The organism is Streptomyces sp. NPDC126499, from assembly GCF_040302485.1.
In the GTDB taxonomy this organism is placed as follows: Bacteria; Actinomycetota; Actinomycetes; order Streptomycetales; family Streptomycetaceae; genus Streptomyces.
In genome coordinates, this window is record NZ_JBEOUO010000013.1 from 189,338 (window position 1) to 208,603 (window position 19,266).

At 72.1% G+C, this 19,266-nt stretch carries 18 protein-coding genes and 2 pseudogenes; 10 read left to right on the forward strand and 10 right to left on the reverse strand.

Translation table 11 applies throughout. From position 1 onward, the window contains the following. Window positions 1-40: 40 nt before the first annotated feature. The 3 genes from ABTZ91_RS21115 to ABTZ91_RS21125 all read right to left on the reverse strand — a co-directional run bounded on the left by ABTZ91_RS21115 (window position 41) and on the right by ABTZ91_RS21125 (window position 2,223). Window positions 41-880, reverse strand: a complete 840-nt coding sequence (locus ABTZ91_RS21115) for an SURF1 family protein (RefSeq protein WP_352078712.1) — start codon at window positions 878-880, stop codon at window positions 41-43. An 81-nt stretch (window positions 881-961) separates the two neighbouring features. After that, window positions 962-1,195, reverse strand: coding sequence for a hypothetical protein (locus tag ABTZ91_RS21120; protein ID WP_078489738.1), 234 nt, complete (start codon window positions 1,193-1,195; stop codon window positions 962-964). Window positions 1,196-1,248: 53 nt separating this feature from the next. Next, window positions 1,249-2,223 (reverse strand): DEDDh family exonuclease, encoded by a 975-nt coding sequence (locus ABTZ91_RS21125; RefSeq protein WP_352078713.1) that lies wholly within the window; start codon window positions 2,221-2,223, stop codon window positions 1,249-1,251. A gap of 246 nt (window positions 2,224-2,469) precedes the next feature. On the opposite strand from ABTZ91_RS21125, the pseudogene ABTZ91_RS21130 reads away from it, so the two are divergent. The 6 genes and pseudogenes from ABTZ91_RS21130 to ABTZ91_RS21155 all read left to right on the forward strand — a co-directional run. After that, window positions 2,470-2,631: pseudogene (locus ABTZ91_RS21130) on the forward strand (acetoacetate decarboxylase); the annotation flags it as partial. Between the two features lie 104 nt (window positions 2,632-2,735). Continuing rightward, window positions 2,736-3,620, forward strand: coding sequence for an SDR family NAD(P)-dependent oxidoreductase (locus ABTZ91_RS21135; protein WP_352078714.1), 885 nt, complete (start codon window positions 2,736-2,738; stop codon window positions 3,618-3,620). Window positions 3,621-3,694: 74 nt separating this feature from the next. Next, window positions 3,695-4,408, forward strand: coding sequence for a VIT family protein (locus tag ABTZ91_RS21140; RefSeq protein ID WP_352078715.1), 714 nt, complete (start codon window positions 3,695-3,697; stop codon window positions 4,406-4,408). A 114-nt stretch (window positions 4,409-4,522) separates the two neighbouring features. Further along, window positions 4,523-5,416, forward strand: a complete 894-nt coding sequence (locus tag ABTZ91_RS21145) for a sterol desaturase family protein (protein WP_352078716.1) — start codon at window positions 4,523-4,525, stop codon at window positions 5,414-5,416. Beyond that, a complete protein-coding gene (locus ABTZ91_RS21150; protein WP_352078717.1) occupies window positions 5,413-6,105 on the forward strand; it encodes a lysoplasmalogenase in 693 nt (230 codons plus the stop codon). Before ABTZ91_RS21145 ends, ABTZ91_RS21150 begins: the two co-directional genes overlap by 4 nt. A gap of 12 nt (window positions 6,106-6,117) precedes the next feature. Then, window positions 6,118-7,161, forward strand: coding sequence for a zinc-dependent alcohol dehydrogenase family protein (locus ABTZ91_RS21155; protein WP_352078718.1), 1,044 nt, complete (start codon window positions 6,118-6,120; stop codon window positions 7,159-7,161). On the opposite strand, the gene ABTZ91_RS21160 is transcribed toward ABTZ91_RS21155, so the two are convergent. Together ABTZ91_RS21160 and ABTZ91_RS21165 are read right to left on the reverse strand one after the other, a co-directional pair. After that, window positions 7,151-8,467, reverse strand: coding sequence for a CoA transferase (locus ABTZ91_RS21160; protein ID WP_352078719.1), 1,317 nt, complete (start codon window positions 8,465-8,467; stop codon window positions 7,151-7,153). The two genes, ABTZ91_RS21155 and ABTZ91_RS21160, sit on opposite strands and share 11 nt — an antisense overlap. A gap of 87 nt (window positions 8,468-8,554) precedes the next feature. Further along, window positions 8,555-10,093: a S8 family serine peptidase gene (locus tag ABTZ91_RS21165; RefSeq protein ID WP_352078720.1), complete on the reverse strand. Its 1,539-nt coding sequence runs from the start codon at window positions 10,091-10,093 to the stop codon at window positions 8,555-8,557. A 271-nt stretch (window positions 10,094-10,364) separates the two neighbouring features. On the opposite strand from ABTZ91_RS21165, the gene ABTZ91_RS21170 reads away from it, so the two are divergent. The 3 genes from ABTZ91_RS21170 (at window position 10,365) to moaA (ending at window position 13,519) form a co-directional block, all read left to right on the forward strand. Next, window positions 10,365-10,757, forward strand: a complete 393-nt coding sequence (locus ABTZ91_RS21170) for a DUF485 domain-containing protein (protein WP_352078721.1) — start codon at window positions 10,365-10,367, stop codon at window positions 10,755-10,757. Continuing rightward, window positions 10,754-12,379 (forward strand): cation acetate symporter, encoded by a 1,626-nt coding sequence (locus ABTZ91_RS21175; RefSeq protein WP_352078722.1) that lies wholly within the window; start codon window positions 10,754-10,756, stop codon window positions 12,377-12,379. The genes ABTZ91_RS21170 and ABTZ91_RS21175 overlap by 4 nt, the downstream gene beginning before the upstream one ends. Window positions 12,380-12,529: 150 nt before the next feature. After that, on the forward strand, window positions 12,530-13,519 hold the full coding sequence (moaA, locus tag ABTZ91_RS21180; protein WP_352078723.1) for a GTP 3',8-cyclase MoaA: 990 nt from the start codon (window positions 12,530-12,532) through the stop codon (window positions 13,517-13,519). Between the two features lie 81 nt (window positions 13,520-13,600). Here moaA and ABTZ91_RS21185 read toward each other — a convergent pair. Both ABTZ91_RS21185 and ABTZ91_RS21190 read right to left on the reverse strand, forming a co-directional pair. Continuing rightward, window positions 13,601-13,846, reverse strand: a pseudogene (locus ABTZ91_RS21185) (hypothetical protein); the annotation flags it as partial. Window positions 13,847-14,015: 169 nt separating this feature from the next. Further along, window positions 14,016-14,372, reverse strand: coding sequence for a DUF3099 domain-containing protein (locus ABTZ91_RS21190; protein ID WP_352078724.1), 357 nt, complete (start codon window positions 14,370-14,372; stop codon window positions 14,016-14,018). Between the two features lie 175 nt (window positions 14,373-14,547). On the opposite strand from ABTZ91_RS21190, the gene ABTZ91_RS21195 reads away from it, so the two are divergent. Then, on the forward strand, window positions 14,548-14,823 hold the full coding sequence (locus ABTZ91_RS21195) for a GlsB/YeaQ/YmgE family stress response membrane protein (protein WP_352078725.1): 276 nt from the start codon (window positions 14,548-14,550) through the stop codon (window positions 14,821-14,823). 88 nt (window positions 14,824-14,911) lie between these two features. Here the strand turns inward: ABTZ91_RS21195 and tyrS are convergent, their stop codons facing one another. From tyrS to ABTZ91_RS21210, 3 genes are all read right to left on the reverse strand, one after another. Further along, window positions 14,912-16,177 carry a tyrosine--tRNA ligase gene (tyrS, locus tag ABTZ91_RS21200; protein ID WP_352078726.1) on the reverse strand — a complete coding sequence of 422 codons (1,266 nt, stop codon included), beginning with the start codon at window positions 16,175-16,177 and terminating at the stop codon, window positions 14,912-14,914. A gap of 64 nt (window positions 16,178-16,241) precedes the next feature. Then, the gene (locus ABTZ91_RS21205; protein WP_352078727.1) at window positions 16,242-17,633 is read right to left on the reverse strand and encodes a metallopeptidase TldD-related protein; all 1,392 of its coding nucleotides are present in this window, start codon (window positions 17,631-17,633) and stop codon (window positions 16,242-16,244) included. Next, window positions 17,630-19,198, reverse strand: coding sequence for a TldD/PmbA family protein (locus ABTZ91_RS21210; RefSeq protein WP_352078728.1), 1,569 nt, complete (start codon window positions 19,196-19,198; stop codon window positions 17,630-17,632). Before ABTZ91_RS21210 ends, ABTZ91_RS21205 begins: the two co-directional genes overlap by 4 nt. Between the last annotated feature and the right edge of the window lie 68 nt (window positions 19,199-19,266).

Genomic DNA, 19,266 nt, shown 5'->3' on the forward strand with positions numbered 1-19,266 from the left:
CGGTGGTCAATCAGTTCGGGGGGTGGGGGTGACGGACCCCTCACACGGAGGCGGGGGCCGGCTCGGGCGTCCCGCCCGACTCTTCCGCCTTTTCCGACTCTTCCGTCTCTTCCGACTCTTCCGTCTCGCGGGCCGCCGTCTCCCGGTCCCGCTTCTCGCGCCGGGCCAGGACCACCCACCCGATCGGGACGCCCGCGGCGAACAGCCACCACTGGACGGCGTACGCCATGTGCGCGCCGATCGAGTCGTGGTCGGGGGCGGGGATCAGCTCGGGGGTGCCGCCAGCCGGTTCGGGCGCGGTCTGCTGGATGTAGCCGCCGAGTACGGTACGGCCGATCAGCGCGGCCTGCTGGGCGCTGTTGACGAGCATCACCTGACGGTCCGGCAGGCCCTTCAGGTCCTTGATGCCGCTGGCGCCGGTGGTCTCGTCGGCCATGAGACGTCCGGTGACGGTGACCTCGCCCTTGGGCGCGGGCGGCACCTCGGGGTAGTCCCGCTGGTTGCCGGCCGCCGGGATCCAGCCGCGGTTGACCAGGACGACCTTGCCGTCGCCCAGGACGAGCGGGGTGAGGACATGCACGCCGACCCGCTCGTCGGCCGAGACCCGGCGGCGCACCACGACCTCGTGCGCGGTGTCGAAGGTGCCGGTGGCGGTGACGTGGCGCCAGTAGTCGGCGCGCGGGACGGTGTGCCCGGGAGAGGTGAGTTCCTCGACCGGGACGGGCTTCGCCGCGAGGTTGTCCGCGATCAGGGCGTTCTGGGCGACCCGGCGCTCGTGCCGGTGGAACTGCCAGAAGCCCAGCTCGATCATCACGGGGATGAGGGCGAGGGCGACGAGGGTGAGGATCACCCACTGCCGGGACAACAGGAAGCGGTACACCCCACGACCGTACATCCGGCGTCGCGGGGTGCGCGCACGGGGGTTCCGGTCACCGGGGCGACCGGCCGGAGGATCGTTTCGTCATACCTTGTCGACGATGCCCACCTTCCCCTCCGCGCGGGCGCAGTGCCCGCCGCAGTACCAGCTGCCCTCCACCTCGACGCCCTGTCCGATGATCTGGACCCGGCAGTGCTCGCAGATGGGCGCCATGCGGTGGATGGCGCAGGCGAAGCAGTCGAAGACGTGCACCGCGCCCTGCGCGTGCACCTCGAAGGACATGCCGTAATCGTTTCCGCAGACCTCACAACGTGCCATGCGCCACAGGGTGCGGCCACGCGCGGGCGAAGGGCGGGCGGCGCGCCCGGCCGTCACCCGTCTGCCGGGGTCACGTCCCGCAGCAGTTGGGTGTAGGCGGCCTCGTCGACGATCGGCGTGCCGTACGCCTTCGCCTTGACCGTCTTGGAGGTGGCCGCGTCCGGGTCGTTGGTGACGAGCAGACTGGTGAGCCGCGACACGCTGCTCGCCACGTGCAGCCCCGCCTCGACCGTGCGGTCCTCCAGGAGTTCGCGGTCGACGGAGGTGTCGCCGGAGAACGCCACTCGCATGCCCTGCTTGAGTGGTTTGTCTGATTCGTAACGGCCGGGGTTGGGATACGGGCACGCCGGCCGCTTGCGCGAGGGCCGCCAGCTGTTCGCCCGGTACGCGGCCTGGTGGCCGATCCGCGGCCGCTCCGGCCCCGGCGCCCACTCGGTCAGCGGACGGCACTCCAGCAGCGGCAGCCGCACGTTCCGCTCGGCGGCCGCGTGCAGACTCGGGCGGAACGCCTCCGCCAGCACCCGGGCGTCGTCGAGCGCGTGGTGCGCCCGCTGCTGCACCACGCCGAAGTGCGCGGCCAGCGACTCCAGCTTGTGGTTGGGCAGCGGCAGCGACAGCTCCTTGGACAGCGCGATGGTGCACAGCCGCTGCCGCACGGGCGCGGCGCTCTTCGCGCGCGCGTACTCACGGGCGATCATCTGCCAGTCGAACATCGCGTTGTGCGCGACGAGCACCCGCCCGTCGAGCCGCGCCGCGAACTCGTCGGCGATCTCGGGGAACAGCGGCGCGCCCTCCAGCACGTCACTGGTGAGCCCGTGGATCCACACCGGCCCCGGATCCCGCTCGGGATTGACCAGGCTGTACCAGTGGTCCTCGACGTTCCCCTGTGCGTCGAGCCGGTAGACGGCAGCCGACACTATCCGGTCGTCGCGGGCGAGGCCGGTGGTCTCCACGTCGACGACCGCGTACCCCTGTGGGTAGGCGGCCGGCCACGTCGCTGCTGTCGTACGGTCGTCGAGCATGGTCACTGAGAATACGGGCCGCCACCGACAGTCCGGTCCACCGGTGTCCCCTCGGCGACCGGAACCGGCCGTCGCGCCGACGGCTTCCGGCCGGCCGCCGGCGCGAGCGGACCGGCCGCGCGGGCCTCGTGGACCAGGGCGCGCCGGGCGGGCAGGAACATCTGTAACTCCCCTGCGTGCACCGCTCTTTCCCTTCCGGGCTGTCGGTGTGACTGTGTGACAGGCCGATACGTTCCCGAGAGGTGGTACGTCATGGCACGAGTACGGTACGGGGCGCGCACCGCGGCGGAGCTCGCCGCGACCCGCGTCCGGAGCACCCGGCTTCCCGACGTCCGGTCCACCGGCGTGGTCGCCGCCGGGGAGACCGACCCGGACGTCGTGGCGGCCGTCCTGCCGCCCCCGCTCAGACCCACGCCGGTCGAACGGGTCAGCCGCCAGGGCCTCGTGTCCTGTCCGCACCAGCGCCACGAAGACTCGTCGCAGGCGCTCGACGTCCCCCCGGAAGGGAGCGCTGGCTGATGGAGCTGCGGGAAGGACAGGTCGCCGTCGTGACCGGCGCCGCCAGTGGCATCGGGCTCGCCCTGGTCCGCCGGTTCGCGGCCGAGGGGCTCACCGTGGTCCTCGGGGACGTCGAGGAGGAGCCGCTGGCCAGGGCCGCCGAGGAGCTGATGGACGGCGGGGCGCAGATCCTCGCCCGTACCGTCGACGTCAGCGATCCCGACTCCGTACGGGCCTTCGCCGACGCCGCGTACGACACCTTCGGCGCCGTCCACGTGCTCTGCAACAACGCGGGGGTCGGCTCCGGCGCCGAGGGCCGCATGTGGGAGCACGACCCGAACGACTGGAAGTGGGCCTTCGCCGTCAACGTGTGGGGCGTCTTCCACGGCATCCAGGCCTTCGTGCCGCGGATGCTCGCGGGCGGCGAGCCGGGTCATGTCGTCAACACCTCCTCCGGCGACGGCGGGATCGCCCCGCTGCCCACCGCCTCGGCCTACGCCGTCACCAAGTCCGCCGTCGTCACCATGACCGAGTCGCTCTACGCCCACCTGAAGGCGGAGCACGCGCGCGTGGGCGCCTCCGTGCTGTTCCCGGGCCCGCACATGGTGCGCACCGGACTGGGGGAGTCGCACCGCAACCGGCCCGAGCGGTACGCCAGGCAGCGCCCGCGGAAGACGCCGTACCGCAGCCTCGACCAGGGGGAGGCCGCCATGAAGGAGGCCGGGCACGAGGTCGCCTTCACCCCGGTCGAGGAGGTCGCCGGGCACGTCGTCGACGGGATCAGGGCCGACCGGTTCTGGATGCTTCCCGAGAGCGAGCACAGCGACCGCCGGATCAGGGCCCGTGCGCGGTCGATGCTGGACCGCTCCGACCCCACGTACCTGGAGGGCTTCCCTCTCGACTGAGGGCTCGGAGTCCGGGCTTCGCCCCGGGCGGGTCGGTCCGCGTCCGGTGCCGCACCGGATGCGAACCTCCTGGGGTGACTGAAGCCCCCGCACACGACGAGGCCCACGGCGGCGGCCTGGGCACCCGGCTCAACTGGCTCCGGGCCGCCGTGCTCGGAGCCAACGACGGCATCGTCTCCACCGCGGGCCTCGTCGTCGGCGTCGCCGGCGCCACCGAGTCCCGCTCCGCCCTGCTCACCGCCGGCCTCGCGGGCCTGCTCGCCGGCTCGATGTCCATGGCGGCGGGGGAGTACGTCTCCGTCTCCACCCAGCGCGACTCCGAGAAGGCCGCCCTCGCCCAGGAACGCCGCGAACTGCGCGAGCGGCCCGAGGCCGAACTCGCCGAACTCACCGAGCTCCTCACCGCCCGCGGCCTCACCCCGGACGTCGCCCGCGAGGCCGCCGAACAGCTCACCGAACGCGACGCCCTGCGCGCCCACGCGCGCGTGGAGCTGGGCATCGACCCCGACGACCTGACCAACCCCTGGCACGCCGCCGGCGCCAGCTTCCTCGCCTTCACCGCCGGCGCCCTGCTCCCCCTCCTCGCGATCGTGCTGCCCCCGGCCGCCCACCGCCTCTGGATCACGGTCGTCTCCGTCCTCGCCGCCCTCGCCCTCACCGGCTGGTCCTCCGCCCGCCTCGGCGCCGCCCCACCCGGCCGGGCGGTCCTGCGCAACACGGCGGGCGGCGCGCTGGCGATGGCGGTGACGTACGGGGCGGGGTCGCTGCTGGGGGCGGCGGGGGTGTGACCGCGATCGGTCCGTCTTGTCGGAAGGTGCCAAAGCTTGCTGACAAGCCGTCTCGCATACTTGTCGGTAACGACGTCTAGCCGTGCCCCGCCCCTCGCCCCTACCGTCGTCGGCATGCCGAACCTGCCCGATGTCGTGCTCTGGTCCATACCGGCGTTCGTCCTGCTCACCGTCCTGGAAATGGTCAGCTACCGGATCCACCCGGACGAGGACGCCGCCGGGTACGAGGCGAAGGACGCCGCCACCAGCATCGGGATGGGGCTGGGCAGTCTCGTCTTCGACGCGCTGTGGAAGATCCCGGTCGTCGCGATCTACACCGCCGTCTACGAGCTGACGCCGCTGCGGGTGCCCGTGCTGTGGTGGACGATCCCGCTCATGCTGCTCGCGCAGGACTTCTGCTACTACTGGCAGCACCGCGGGCACCACGTCGTCCGGATCCTGTGGGCCTGTCACGTCGTGCACCACAGCAGCCGGAAGTTCAACCTCACCACGGCGCTGCGGCAGCCCTGGACCAGCGTCACCTCGTGGCCGTTCTACCTGCCGATGATCGCGCTCGGGGTGCACCCGGCCGCCGTGGCGTTCTGCTACTCGGTCAACCTCGTCTACCAGTTCTGGATCCACACCGAGCGGGTCGGGAAGCTGCCGCGGCCCTTCGAGTTCGTCCTGAACACGCCCTCGCACCACCGGGTGCACCACGCCTCCCAGGGCGGCTACCTGGACCGCAACTTCGGCGGCATCCTCATCGTCTGGGACCGGATGTTCGGCTCCTTCGTGGCCGAGACCGACAAGCCCGTCTACGGCCTCACCAAGAACATCTCCACCTACAACCCGCTGCGGGTCGCCACCCACGAATACGCCGCCATCGCACGCGACCTGAAGGCCGCGCGCAGCTGGCGCGAGCGCGGCGGGCGGCTGTTCCGCGGGCCCGGCTGGCAGCCCGCACCGGAGGGCCCGCAGCAGCCCAAGGGCGGCACCCAGGGCGGCACCGCACCCGAGCCCGCCGCATGAGCCGCACCGACCGCGCCTCGGCGCCCGCGACCGCCCCCGCCACCGAGGGCCCCCGTGCCCCGCGCGCCTCCCGCGTCCTCCTCGGCGCCTTCCTCCTGGCCGTCGCCGTCGACCTCGTCTCCCTGCTCGCCGGCGCCGAACCCGGCCACCAGGTCGCCAAACCCCTCCTGATGCCGCTGCTCGCCGCGTACGCGCTCACCCGCGGCGGGCCCCGGCTGCTCACCGCCGCGCTGCTGTTCGGCTGGGGCGGCGACGTCTTCCTGCTCCTCGACGCCGACTGGGCCTTCCTCGTCGGCATGGGCTCCTTCGCCGCCGGACACGTCTGCTACCTGGTCCTCTTCGGCCGGCGCCGGACCTCCCCGGCCCTCGGCGCGCTCTACGCCGCCGCCCTCGCCGGCACCGTCACCGCCCTCTGGCCCGACCTCCCCGCCGAGCTGCGCGTCCCCGTCGCCGGCTACTCCCTGCTGCTCACCGCGATGGCCTACCGGGCGAGCTCCCTCGGCCTCCTCGCGGGCGCGGGCGGCGCGCTGTTCCTGCTGTCCGACACCCTGATCGCCACCGGCGTCGCCGACTGGCCGCAGCCGCCCGTCCCCGACTTCTGGGTCATGCTCACCTACCTCGCGGCCCAGTGGCTGCTCACCGGGGGAGTGCTGCGCGCGGGGTACGGTGAACGCCGTACGAACGTCTGACAGCGAGGACCCATGCGCGCCACCACCATCCACGCCCCCTTCGACATGCGCGTGGAGGACGTGCCCGACGCGGCGGTCCGGGACGCCACGGACGTCGTCGTCCGCGTGCTCCGCGCCTGCATCTGCGGCAGCGACCTGTGGGCCTACCGCGGCGAGGCCGCCCGTACGAAGGGTCAGCGGATCGGTCACGAGTTCCTCGGGATCGTCGAGGAGGCCGGCGCCGACGTCCGCGGGTTCCGCCAGGGCGACCTCGTCGTCGCCCCCTTCGTCTGGTCCGACGGCACCTGCGACTACTGCGCCGAGGGCCTCCAGACCTCCTGCCCCGACGGCGGCTTCTGGGGCTCGGTCGGCTCCGACGGCGGCCAGGGCGAGGCCGTCCGGGTGCCCTTCGCCGACGGCACCCTCGTCAAGCTGCCCGCCGACGCCGCCTCCGACGACCACCTGCTGACCGCGCTGCTCGCCCTCTCCGACGTCATGGGCACCGGCCACCACGCCGCCCTCGGCGCGGGCGTCCGCAAGGGCTCCACCGTCGCCGTCGTCGGTGACGGCGCCGTCGGCCTCTGCGGCGTCCTCGCCGCGCGCAGGCTCGGCGCCGAGCGGATCATCGCGCTGGGCCGGCACACCGCCCGTACCGACATCGCCCGCGCCTTCGGCGCCACCGACGTCGTCGCCGAGCGCGGCGAGGCCGCCGAGGCGGCCGTCCGCGAACTCACCGGCGGCCACGGCGCCCACGCCGTCATCGAGGCCGTCGGCACCGAGCAGTCCATGCGCACCGCCGTCGCCATCACCCGCGACGGCGGCTCCATCGGCTACGTCGGCGTCCCGCACGGCAGCGGGACGGGCCTCGACCTCTCCGCCATGTTCGACCGCAACATCGCCCTGCGCGGCGGCGTGGCGCCCGTCCGCGCGTACATCCCCGAGCTCCTCCCGGACATCCTCGACGGCAGCATCGACCCGTCCCCGGTCTTCGACCTGACCGTCGGCCTCGAAGGCGTCCCCGGTGGCTACCGGGCCATGGACGAGCGCACCGCCCTCAAGGTCCTCGTCACGCCCTGACGCCCCACACCGGCTCGTCGGCCCCCGCCACGCCCGGCGGGCGCGACCAGTCCGACGGTCCGCCCTCGTACGTCACCGGCGACAGCGCGTACCGCAGCCGGCCGAGCGGGCCGTCCGACTCCGCGAGATGGCGCTCCGGCTCGTACCGGGGCAGCGCGTGCGTCAGCCAGTGCCCGGTCTGCGCCAGCGCGAGCCGTACGAGCCTGCTGCCGCCGTCCCGGTCCCGCTCGGTCAGCGAGCGGAGCACCGCCGCCGCCAGCAGATAGCCGGTGGCGTGGTCCAGCGCCTGGGCCGGCAGCACTCCCGGCTGCTCCGCGGATCCCTCGGTCACGGCGATCCCGGTCGCCACCTGCACCAGGCTGTCGAAGCCCCGCCGCCCGCCCCACGGCCCGTAGTCGCCCCAGGCGGAGAGCCGGGCGGTGACCAGACCGGGGCGGTCGAGGCCGAAGCGGTCCAGCGCGCCCGGCCGGTAGCCGGTCACCAATACGTCGGCGGTGTCGAGCAGTTCGTCGAAGGTCCGCCGGTCCGACGGGCGGTCCAGGTCCAGGGCGGCGGTCCGCTTGCCGATGTCCGTGTCCGCGTGCTGGTCCGGCAGCTCCGGGTTGCCCGGCGGGTCGATCCGCAGGACGTCCGCCCCCAGCAGCGCGAGCGTCCGCGTCGCGACCGGCCCCGCGATGACCCGGGTGAGGTCGAGGACCCGCAGCGGGCCGCCGGAGCGGCGCCGGGGCGCGGCCTCGTCCAGCCGCTCCCGCGTCAGCAGCGGCCGCTTCGCCACCTCCCGGCCCTGCGGGTGCGCCGCCCACTCCTCGGGGGTGCGCAGGGCCACGGCCAGGCCCCCGGCCCCGTACACCGCGCTCTCGACCTCGGCGGCCTCGCGCGCGCCGACCGCCGCCGCGACCGCCGCCACCGCGCCCACGGAGTCCGCCGGGACGCCGAGAGCGGCGCGCAACGCCGCCTCGTGATGCGGGTAGTTGGCGTGCGTACGGACCCAGCCGTCCGACGCCCGCCAGAACCGGGACAGCGGCGCGAAGGACACCGGCGCCCGCCCCTCCACCCGCAGGTGACGCTCGCTCACGAAGGCCGTCGCCACCGCCCCGTCGTCCACCCGCACCACCCCGGTCCCGCCCGCCCGTTCGGCCGCCGCCAGCGAGCAGACCGCGACCGTCGCCCGCGCCAGGTCCATGACCGGCAGCACGGCCGGCAGCAGCCCGGAGGGCCCGGTGTACGAGACCCGGTCGACCAGGGCCGGATCGCCGCCGAGGGCCGACCAGAGCAGCTCCGTACCCGTACGCACCGTGGTGTCCATGACCGCACTATGGCACCCGGTGCCACCGTCCGGGCATGCGGAAGGGCCCTGGTGTGGCGCACCGCACCAGGGCCCCTCCCCGAGGCGTTACTTGCGGACCGCGTCCAGCGCGTCCACCAGACCGGCCCCGTAGAAGCCGTTCTTGTTCTCGTCGCCCTCGCACACCGCGTCGACGGTGCCGTCGCCGTTGATGTCGTACGGGTTGGTGCAGGCGCGGTCGTCGGCCTGCGCGTAGAGCAGGGCCTTCAGCGCGGCCGGGCTCGCGTGCGGGTGGGTCGACTTCAGCAGGGCGAGGACGCCCGCCGCGTGCGGCGCCGCCATCGACGTGCCGGCCTTGTAGGAGAAGCCGCCGTTGACCGTGGTCGACAGGATGCGGCCGTTGACCGCCGGCGCGTCCGGGGTCTGGTACTCGGTCCGGTCACCGCCGGGGGCGGCCACGTCGATGACGCCGAGACCGTAGTTGGAGTACGACGCCTTCAGGTCCTTGGCGCCGGTCGCGGACACCGTCACCACGCCCGGCAGCATCGCCGGGTAGTCGAGGCAGATCTTCGGGTCGATGACCCGGTCGACCTCGGTGCTGTCGTTCGGGCTGCTCTTGTCCAGGATGGAGTCCGCCGCCAGGTCGAACTTGGAGTTGCCGGCCGCGGCCACGTTGACCGTGCCCTTCTTCTCCGCGTACCGGGTCGCCCGGGTGACCGCCTCGAGGAGGGCCTTCTGGTCCTCGTCGTTCTTGCAGGCGAACATCCACGGGTCGGTGTAGTAGCTGTTGTTCGTGATGTCGATGCCGTTCTCGGCCGCCCACACGAAGCCGCAGACCACGGCCTCGGTGTAGAAGAAGCCCTCCGGCGTGGACACCTTGATGCCGGCGAGCTTCACGCCCGGCGCGACACCGGTGATGCCGGTGCCGTTCTTGGCGGCGCCGATGGTGCCCGCCACGTGGGTGCCGTGGTCGCTCTCCTTGGGGCCCGGACGCCACGAGCCGGGGGTCGTGTCCGGCTTGCCGCTCACGCAGTTGGCGGAGGCGGCGGCGTCGAAGTTCGGCGCCAGGTCCGGGTGGGTGTCGTCCACGCCGGTGTCGATGACGCCGACGGTGACGCGCTTGCTGCCCAGGGTCTTCTGGTGGGCCTTGTCGGCCTTGATGGCCGGCAGGTCCCACTGCAGCGGCTCCAGCGCGTCCTGCTCGCCCGTGGCGGCGGCCTCGGCGGCCCTGGCCTCGGCCGCGGTCAGCGCCTGCGCGTCCTCGCCGACCGAGGTGTCGGTCGCGGCGGACAGCGGCGCCGTACGGGTCGCACCGGCCGACACCACGCCACGCACCTGGCGGATCGTCTGCGCGAACTGCGGGTTCTGCGAGTGGACGACGATCACGCCGATCTGGTCGTAGGCCACGACCACCTCGCCGCCCGCGGCGGCTATCGCCTTCTTCACCGACGCGGCCGTCCAGCGGCCGTGGTCGACGTTGACGACGTACGACAGCTTCGGGCCGTTCGTGGCGACGGCGGCCGTCGGGAGGTCGCTCAGCTCCGCGGCGGAAGCGGCGCCCGTCGGCAGGAAGCCGAGCGAGGCGGTGAGCGCGAGACCGGCCGGCAGAGCGAGTACTCGGCCGCGCCTCGATCCCAGATGAGCCATGGGTTCTCCACATCATCCGTATGTACTGCCCAGGCGCCGATTGCGCGTGGGCAGGTGCATGACGAGCGAAGCTATCGCCGATCTTCCCCGGTCATCAATGGGGTGAGCGGCATTCATGAGGATCCGGGGAAGAAAAAACATCCGCGTGAACCACTTCGCGGCCCGCTCCGTGCCGTTGAGCAGGGGAGGGGCTCCGTCCGGACCCCGCCTCCCACCCTCAGCGAGGCCCCCCTTGTCCCTGCCCACCGCACCCGCGTCACGAGGAGAATCCGTGGCTACCGACGCACCTCCGCCGCCCCGAAGCGGCACCGAGAACGCCCCCGCACAGCCCTCGACGGGGGAGTTCGTCCAGGTGCAGGAGAGCGCCGAGTTCGGCGAACTGCGCCGCACCTACCGCTCCTTCGCCTTCCCCCTGACGATCGCCTTCATCGCCTGGTACCTGCTGTACGTGCTGCTCTCCAACTACGCGGGCGGCTTCATGGGCACCAGGCTCTTCGGCAACGTCAACGTGGCCCTCGTCCTCGGGCTCGGCCAGTTCGCGACCACCTTCCTGATCGCCTGGCTCTACTCGCGGCACGCGGCCGACCGCCTCGACCCCAAGGCCGAGGCCATCAAGGACCGCATGGAGTCCCGCATGGAGTCCCGTACGGAGGCCGACGCATGAGCGACACCCTTCTCCTCGCCGCCGGCAACGCCACCAGCGAGCACCGGCCGCTGATCATCAGCCTCTTCGCGGCCTTCGTCGTCGCCACCCTCGCCATCACCGTCTGGGCCGGCCGCCAGACCAAGAGCGCCGCCGACTTCTACGCCGGCGGACGGCAGTTCACCGGCTTCCAGAACGGCCTGGCCATCTCCGGCGACTACATGTCCGCCGCGTCCTTCCTCGGCATCGCCGGCGCCATCGCCCTCTTCGGCTACGACGGCTTCCTCTACTCCATCGGCTTCCTCGTCGCCTGGCTGGTCGCCCTGCTCCTGGTCGCCGAACCGCTGCGCAACTCCGGCCGCTTCACCATGGGCGACGTCCTCGCCTACCGCATGCGCCAGCGGCCCGTCCGCACCGCCGCCGGCACCTCCACCATCGTCGTGTCGATCTTCTACCTGCTCGCGCAGATGGCCGGCGCCGGCGTCCTCGTCTCGCTGCTGCTCGGCATCACCAGCGATGGCGGGAAGGTCGCCATCGTGGCCCTCGTCGGCGTCCTGATGATCGTGTACGTGACGATCGGCGGCATGAAGGGCACCACCTGGGTGCAGATGGTCAAGGCCGTCCTGCTCATCGCGGGCACGCTCCTGATCACCTTCCTCATCCTGCTGAAGTTCGACTTCAACCTCTCCCAGCTGCTGGGCGCGGCCGCCACCAACAGCGGCAAGGGCCAGGCGTTCCTGGAGCCCGGCCTCAAGTACGGCGTCAGCGGCACCTCCAAGCTGGACTTCCTGTCGCTCGGCATCGCGCTCGTCCTCGGCACCGCCGGACTGCCGCACATCCTCATCCGCTTCTACACGGTGCCGACCGCCAAGGCCGCCCGGAAGTCCGTCAACTGGGCCATCGGCATCATCGGCGCCTTCTACCTGATGACGATCGTCCTCGGCTTCGGCGCCGCCGCCCTGCTCAAGAACAGCGACATCATCGCCTCCAACAAGGCGGGCAACACCGCGGCCCCGCTCGCCGCCCTGGAGATCGGCGGCGGCGCCGACTCCACCGGCGGCGCCATCCTGCTCGCCGTCATCTCCGCCGTCGCCTTCGCGACCATCCTCGCCGTCGTCGCCGGCCTCACCCTGGCCTCGTCCTCGTCCTTCGCGCACGACATCTACGCCAACGTCATCCGGCGCGGAAAGGCCACCGAGAAGGAGGAGGTACGGGCCGCCCGCTGGGCCACCGTCCTCATCGGCGTCGTCTCCATCGCCCTCGGCGCCCTCGCCCGCGACCTCAACGTCGCCGGCCTGGTCGCCCTCGCCTTCGCGGTCGCCGCCTCCGCCAACCTGCCGACCATCCTCTACAGCCTCTTCTGGAAGCGGTTCACCACCCAGGGAGCGCTCTGGTCGATCTACGGCGGCCTGGTCTCCGCGGTCGTCCTGGTGCTGTTCTCGCCGGTCGTCTCCGGCAAGCCGACCTCCATGTTCAAGAGCGTCGACTTCTACTGGTTCCCGCTGGAGAACCCGGGCCTGGTCTCCATCCCGCTCGGCTTCCTCCTCGGCTGGCTCGGCTCCGTCCTCTCCAAGGAGGAGCCGGACAAGGGCAAGTACGCGGAACTGGAGGTCAAGTCCCTCACCGGTGTCGGAGCGCACTGAGTCGTATACGTTCCGCTGCGGGCCGACGGCCGCGTCGTATGGTTCTACGACGCGGCCGTCCCGGTCCCTGTGACAATCGGCCCATGCCCGATGTCCGAGGCCTCACGTAGGCTCGGACACAAGCGAACCGGAAGAAGGGGAGGGGGCCCAGTGCTCATCGACACCTACGGCCGTGTGGCCACCGACCTGCGGGTCTCGCTGACCGATCGGTGCAATCTGCGCTGCACGTACTGCATGCCGGAAGAGGGCCTGCAGTGGCTGGCCAAGCCCGACCTGCTCACCGACGACGAGATCGTCCGGCTGATACGGATCGCGGTCACCGAGCTCGGCGTCACCGAGGTCCGCTTCACCGGCGGCGAGCCGCTGCTCCGCCCCGGCCTCGTCGGCATCGTCGAGCGCTGCGCCGCCCTGGAGCCCCGCCCCCGGATGTCCCTGACGACCAACGGCATCGGACTCAAGCGCACCGCCGAGGCCCTGAAGGCGGCCGGTCTCGACCGGGTCAACGTCTCCCTCGACACCCTGCGCCCCGAGGTCTTCAAGGCCCTCACCCGCCGCGACCGCCACCAGGACGTCCTCGACGGCATGGCGGCCGCCCGCGCGGCCGGCCTCACCCCGGTCAAGGTCAACGCCGTCCTGATGCCCGGGCTCAACGAGGACGAGGCCCCCGACCTGCTCGCCTGGGCGATGGAGAACGACTACGAGCTCCGCTTCATCGAGCAGATGCCGCTGGACGCCCAGCACGGCTGGAAGCGCGACGGCATGATCACCGCCGGGGACATCCTCCAGTCCCTGCGCACCCGCTTCACGCTGACCCCCGAGGGCGCCGACGAGCGCGGCTCGGCCCCCGCCGAGCGCTGGGTCGTCGACGGCGGCCCCCACACGGTCGGCGTCATCGCCTCCGTCACCCGCCCCTTCTGCCGGGCCTGCGACCGGACCCGGCTCACCGCCGACGGCCAGGTGCGGACCTGCCTGTTCGCCACCGAGGAGACCGACCTGCGGGCCGCGCTCCGCTCGGACGCCCCGGACGCGGCGATCGCCGACCTCTGGAAGAAGGCCATGTGGGGCAAGAAGGCCGGCTCGGGCCTCGACGACCCGAGCTTCCTCCAGCCCGACCGCCCGATGTCAGCGATCGGCGGCTGATCCCGGGGAATCCGGAGAGCCCGGGGAATCCGGAGAGCCCGGGGAATCCGGAGACCCGGGGGAGTCCGCGGAGCCCGGCCGCCCCTGCCCCGGGGAGCCCTCGGTCCCGGACTCCCAGTCGGTCAGCAGGACGACGTCCTTCAGGAAACCCCGTACGCCCAGGAACTGGGAAAGGTGCTCGCGGTGCTCCTCGCACGCGAGCCACGTCTTGCGCCGCTCCGGCGTGTGCAGCTTGGGATTGTTCCAGGCGAGCACCCACACGGCCTCGGCCCGGCAACCCTTGGCGGAACAGATCGGCTTCGCTTCGCTCACTGGACCCTGGATCACCTGATCATTGTCCAGCAAGGGCGATGCCGAGCAGCCACGGGGGGAGCTGCCCGGCATCGGTCCGTCGCTCCGACGGGGGATGCGGAGCGCGTAGGCAGTATGTCACGGCGCATGGGGTGCGGTGCACCGGAACTTCATGATTGATCTGAGCATTTCTTGAGCTTCAGGCTCACCGAACGTGATCGGTCCGGCCGTACGCGCCGTACGTCGGTTCCGCCACGGCCTCCGCACCGCGCTCCAGCGCGGGCCGCACCGGAGCGGGCAGGTACGTGGAGGGAAGGGACGGCGCGCTCTCCCGGCCGGCGTTGGCGATCACCACCGCGATGTACGGGAGCACCGCGCCGAGCACCAGCGCCACGATCGCCACGGGCCGCTGCACGTTCCACAACGATGCCGCGGCGATCACGGCGAGCGTGCGCACCGACATCGAGACCACGTACCGCCGCTGCCGTCCCCGGACGTCGTCGGCGAGCCCCTGCCGGGCACCGGTGATCCGGAAGACCTCGGTTCCGCCACGCTTCCGCATCACATTCCACCGCCCACGCGCCGTGCCGGACCCTCCCCGGTCCGGACCTGCTTCCACGGTACGCCCGCCGCCGCCCGCGGGCGCAGCCGGGGCTCGTACGGCGTCGCCCGAGGTGCGCCGTACGGCCACCCGGCCGAGACTGGGCAGACGTGCGACGTGCGACAAGGAGGCGAAGATGAGTTGGTTGTGGGCGATCATCGTGGGCCTGGTCCTGGGGCTGATCGCGAAGGCGATCCTCCCGGGCAAGCAGCAGATCCCGCTGTGGCTGACGACCGTGTTCGGCATTCTGGGCAGTGTGCTCGGCAACGCGGTCGCGACCTGGATCGGGGTCAACGACACCAAGGGCATCGACTGGACCCGTCATCTGCTCCAGCTCATCGGCGCCGTCGCCATCGTCGGCGTCGGGGACATGCTGTGGGCCTCGATCAGAGGCAACAGGCAGCGGACCTGACCCCCGGGGCACCCGCCCCGCGGTCACGCCGGAGGCCCGGTACGGCGCCCACGCGCGCGTACCGGGCCTCCGCCTGGATCTCGGGGTCCTAGCCGGCGACCTCGATCGCCGCCAGGTTCTTCTTGCCCCGGCGCAGCACCAGCCAGCGCCCGTGCAGCAGCTCGTCCGCCGACACCTCGGCGTCCTCGGCCGTCACCTTGACGTTGTTGACGTAGGCGCCGCCCTCCTTCACCGTGCGGCGGGCCGCCGACTTGCTCGGCGCGAGACCGACCTCGGCGAACAGGTCCACCACCTGGCCCAGCTCCGACACGCGCGCGTGGGGCAGCTCGGACAGGGCGGCGGCCAGCGTGGCCTCGTCCAGGTCACCCAGCTCGCCCTGGCCGAACAGCGCCTTGGAGGCGTTCATGACGGCCTGGCACTGCTCGGCGCCGTGGACCAGGGTGGTCAGCTCCTCGGCGAGCGCCCGCTGCGCCGTACGGGCCTGCGGCCGCTCGGCCGTCAGCTTCTCCAGCTCCTCCAGCTCCTCGCGGGACTTGAAGGACAGGATCCGCATGTAGGTGGAGATGTCGCGGTCGTCCACGTTCAGCCAGAACTGGTAGAACGCGTACGGCGTCGTCATCTCCGGGTCCAGCCAGACGGCCCCGCTCTCGGTCTTGCCGAACTTGGTGCCGTCGGCCTTCACCATCAGCGGCGTCGCCAGCGCGTGGACCTCCGCCTCGGGCTCCAGCTTGTGGATCAGGTCCAGGCCCGCCACCAGGTTGCCCCACTGGTCGGAGCCGCCCTGCTGCAGCGTGCAGCCGTAGCGCCGGTACAGCTCCAGGAAGTCCATGCCCTGGAGCAGCTGGTAGCTGAACTCGGTGTAGCTGATGCCCTGCTCGGACTCCAGACGCCGGGCGACGGAGTCCTTGGTCAGCATCTTGTTGACCCGGAAGTGCTTGCCGATGTCCCGCAGGAACTCGATCGCCGACATGCCGGCGGTCCAGTCCAGGTTGTTCACCATCACCGCGGCGTTCTCGCCCTCGAAGGACAGGAACGGCTCGATCTGCGAGCGCAGCCGGTTCACCCAGTTCGCGACCGTCTCGGGGTCGTTCAGGGTGCGCTCGGCGGTCGGCCGCGGGTCGCCGATCTGGCCGGTGGCCCCGCCGACCAGCGCCAGCGGCCGGTGCCCGGCCTGCTGGAGCCGGCGGACGGTGAGGACCTGGACCAGGTGGCCGACGTGGAGACTGGCCGCGGTCGGGTCGAAACCGCAATAGAAGGTGACGGGACCGGCCGCGAGCGCCTTGCGCAGGGCCTCTTCGTCGGTGGACTGGGCGAAGAGCCCGCGCCACTTCAGCTCGTCGACGATGTCCGTCACGTCGTCCGTCTCCTCGGCTTTGGGGGGAATGCTGCATCGTGTTGCCACACTCAGTCTATGGGGGTCAGACCCCCTTGCTGACCGAGCTCATGTTGAAGTCCGGCACCCGCAGGGCGGGCATCGCGGCCCGGGTGAACCAGTCGCTCCACTCGCGCGGCAGCGTCTTCTCCGTCCGGCCCGCCTCGGTGGCCCGCGACAGCAGGTCGACCGGCGACTCGTTGAACCGGAAGTTGTTCACCTCGCCGACCACCTCGCCGTTCTCCACGAGGTAGACGCCGTCCCGGGTGAGCCCGGTGAGCAGCAGCGTCGCCGGGTCGACCTCGCGGATGTACCAGAGGCAGGTCAGCAGCAGGCCGCGCTCGGTGGCGGCGACCATCTCCTCCAGGGACCGCTCGCCGCCGGCGTCCAGGATCAGGTTCCCCGCTCCGGGGGCCACGGGCAAGCGAGTAAGCGCGGCGGAGTGCCGGGTGGTGATCAGGTGCTCCAGCCTGCCGTCGCGTACCCAGTCCACGGGAGGGACCGGCAGACCGTTGTCGAAGGCCGAGGAGTCGTCGCTGGAGGAGTGGGCGATCACGAACGGCGCCGACTCCAGGCCCGGCTCGTTCGGGTCGCTGCGCAGGGTCAGCGGCAGCGGCGAGAGGGTCTCGCCGATCCGGGTGCCGCCGCCGGGCTTGGAGAAGACCGTGCGGCCCTCCACCGCGTCCCGCGCCACCGAGGACCACAGCTGGTAGATCAGCAGGTCGGCCACGGCGGTCGGCGGCAGCAGCGTCTCGTACCGCCCGGCCGGCAGCTCGATCCGCCGCTTCGCCCAGCCGAGCCGGGTGGCGAGCTCCGCGTCCAGCGCGGTCGGATCCACGTCCTTGAAGTCCCGCGTCGAGCGCCCGGCCCACGCGGAACGGGTGCGGTCCGGCGACTTGGCGTTGAGCTCCAGGGTGCCGTTGGGCTGGTCGTGGCGCAGCCGCAGCCCGGTGGAGGTGCCCAGATAGGTCGAGGTCAGCTGGTGGTGGGCGAACCCGTACAGCTCGCGGCCGCCGGCCCTGGCCCGGGCGAAGGCCTCGCCGAGCGCGGGCGCGAAGGCGTCGAAGACGGCGGAGGAGGTCTCGGCCGGGGCGTCGGTGAAGCCGGGGGACACCGGCACGCCCTCGACCAGCGGCTGGGCGTCCTCCGCGGGCCCGGCGGCCCGCGCGGCCTCCTCGGCGGCCCGCACCAGCGGCTCCAGGTCGTCGGCGGTCACGGCGGACCGGGAGACGACACCGGAGGCGGTGCCCTCGGCCCCGTTCACGGTGGCGATCACCGTGAGCGTACGGCCACGGGTGACGCCGTTCGTGGTGAGCGCGTTGCCCGCCCAGCGCAGGTTCGCCGACGACTCCTCGTCCGCGATCACGACACACCCGTCCGCGCGGGACAGCTCAAGGGCCCGCTCGACGATCTCGTACGGCTTGCTGACGCGGCTCATCGACCGGCCTCCTGCGTCGTGTTCAGAATGTTGACACCCCGGAACAGGGCGGACGGGCAGCCGTGGGAGACCGCGGCGACCTGGCCCGGCTGGGCCTTGCCGCAGTTGAACGCGCCGCCCAGGACGTACGTCTGGGGGCCGCCGACCTGCTCCATGGAGCCCCAGAAGTCCGTCGTCGTCGCCTGGTACGCCACGTCCCGCAGCTGACCGGCCAGGCGGCCGTTCTCGATGCGGAAGAAGCGCTGGCCGGTGAACTGGAAGTTGTAGCGCTGCATGTCGATGGACCAGGAGCGGTCACCGACCACGTAGATGCCCCGCTCGACCCCGCCGATCAGGTCCTCGGTGGACAGACCACCGGGATCCGGCTGGAGCGACACGTTCGCCATCCGCTGCACCGGCACATGGCCGGGGGAGTCGGCGAAGGCACAGCCGTTGGAGCGGCCGAGGCCGGTCAGCTTCGCGATCCGCCGGTCCAGCTGGTAGCCGACGAGCGTGCCGTTCCTCACCAGGTCCCAGGACTGCGCCTCGACGCCCTCGTCGTCGTACCCGATGGTCGCGAGCCCGTGCTCGGCGGTCCGGTCACCCGTCACGTTCATGATCGAGGAGCCGTAGGCCAGCTTGCCCAGCTGGTCGAAGGTGGCGAAGGACGTGCCGGCGTACGCCGCCTCGTAGCCGAGGGCCCGGTCCAGTTCGGTGGCGTGGCCGATCGACTCGTGGATCGTCAGCCACAGGTTGGAGGGGTCGACGACCAGGTCGTAGCGCCCGGCCTCGACGCTCGGCGCCCGCATCTTCTCGGCGAGCAGCTCCGGGATCTCCTCCAGCTCCTTGTCCCAGTCCCAGCCGGTGCCGGTCAGGTACTCCCAGCCGCGCCCGACCGGCGGCGCGATCGTCCGCATCGAGTCGAACTCGCCGGTCGAGGCGTCCACGGCGACCGCCGTCAGCTGCGGGTGCAGCCGGACCCGCTGCTGGGTGGTGACGGTGCCGGCCGTGTCCGCGTAGAACTTGTTCTCGAAGACGGTGAGCAGCGAGGCGTCCACGTGCGCCACCCCGTCGGCGCGCAGCAGCCGCGCGCTCCACTCGGCGAGCAGCCCGCTCTTCTCCTCGGGGGAGATGGTGAACGGATCGATCTCGTACGAGGAGATCCACACCTTGTCGGCGTGCACCGGCTCCTCGGCGAGCTCCACCCTCCCCCACAGCCCTCCGGGCGTGGGAGGTGCCCCCACGTCGGAGCCGGCCGCGGCGATCACCTTCGCCGACAGCTTCGCCATCGCCACGGCCTGGGAGGCGACCCGCGCGGCCCCGTCCATGGTCAGGTCCACCCCGGACGCGAATCCCCACGCCCCGCCGTGCACCACCCGCACCGCGTAGCCGAGGTCCGTGATGTCCGAGGAACCGGACGGCTTGGCGTCGCGCAGCCGCCACGAGGCGCTGCGCACCCGCTCCAGGCGGAAGTCGGCGTGCTCGGCGCCGAGCGCCCGCGCGCGGGCGAGCGCCGCGTCGGCGAGCGCCCGCAACGGAAGCTGGGTGAAGGCTTCGTCGAGGGAATGGGGGGTCCCAGATTGCACAGCTGTCTCCTGTCGTGTGAGACCGGTCGCCCCCGATCATGTCGTGCTTTCCGCCGCGATGCCCAGAC

What these genes read in the sequence shown, in the direction of transcription:
- ABTZ91_RS21120 (WP_078489738.1), bottom strand. Translation starts at nt 1,195, where the DNA reads ATGGCACGTTGTGAGGTCTGCGGAAACGATTACGGCATGTCCTTCGAG.
- ABTZ91_RS21135 (WP_352078714.1), top strand. Translation starts at nt 2,736, where the DNA reads ATGGAGCTGCGGGAAGGACAGGTCGCCGTCGTGACCGGCGCCGCCAGT.
- ABTZ91_RS21145 (WP_352078716.1), top strand. Translation starts at nt 4,523, where the DNA reads ATGCCGAACCTGCCCGATGTCGTGCTCTGGTCCATACCGGCGTTCGTC.
- ABTZ91_RS21150 (WP_352078717.1), top strand. Translation starts at nt 5,413, where the DNA reads ATGAGCCGCACCGACCGCGCCTCGGCGCCCGCGACCGCCCCCGCCACC.
- ABTZ91_RS21155 (WP_352078718.1), top strand. Translation starts at nt 6,118, where the DNA reads ATGCGCGCCACCACCATCCACGCCCCCTTCGACATGCGCGTGGAGGAC.
- ABTZ91_RS21160 (WP_352078719.1), bottom strand. Translation starts at nt 8,467, where the DNA reads ATGGACACCACGGTGCGTACGGGTACGGAGCTGCTCTGGTCGGCCCTC.
- ABTZ91_RS21165 (WP_352078720.1), bottom strand. Translation starts at nt 10,093, where the DNA reads ATGGCTCATCTGGGATCGAGGCGCGGCCGAGTACTCGCTCTGCCGGCC.
- ABTZ91_RS21175 (WP_352078722.1), top strand. Translation starts at nt 10,754, where the DNA reads ATGAGCGACACCCTTCTCCTCGCCGCCGGCAACGCCACCAGCGAGCAC.
- ABTZ91_RS21190 (WP_352078724.1), bottom strand. Translation starts at nt 14,372, where the DNA reads ATGCGGAAGCGTGGCGGAACCGAGGTCTTCCGGATCACCGGTGCCCGG.
- ABTZ91_RS21195 (WP_352078725.1), top strand. Translation starts at nt 14,548, where the DNA reads ATGAGTTGGTTGTGGGCGATCATCGTGGGCCTGGTCCTGGGGCTGATC.
- ABTZ91_RS21205 (WP_352078727.1), bottom strand. Translation starts at nt 17,633, where the DNA reads ATGAGCCGCGTCAGCAAGCCGTACGAGATCGTCGAGCGGGCCCTTGAG.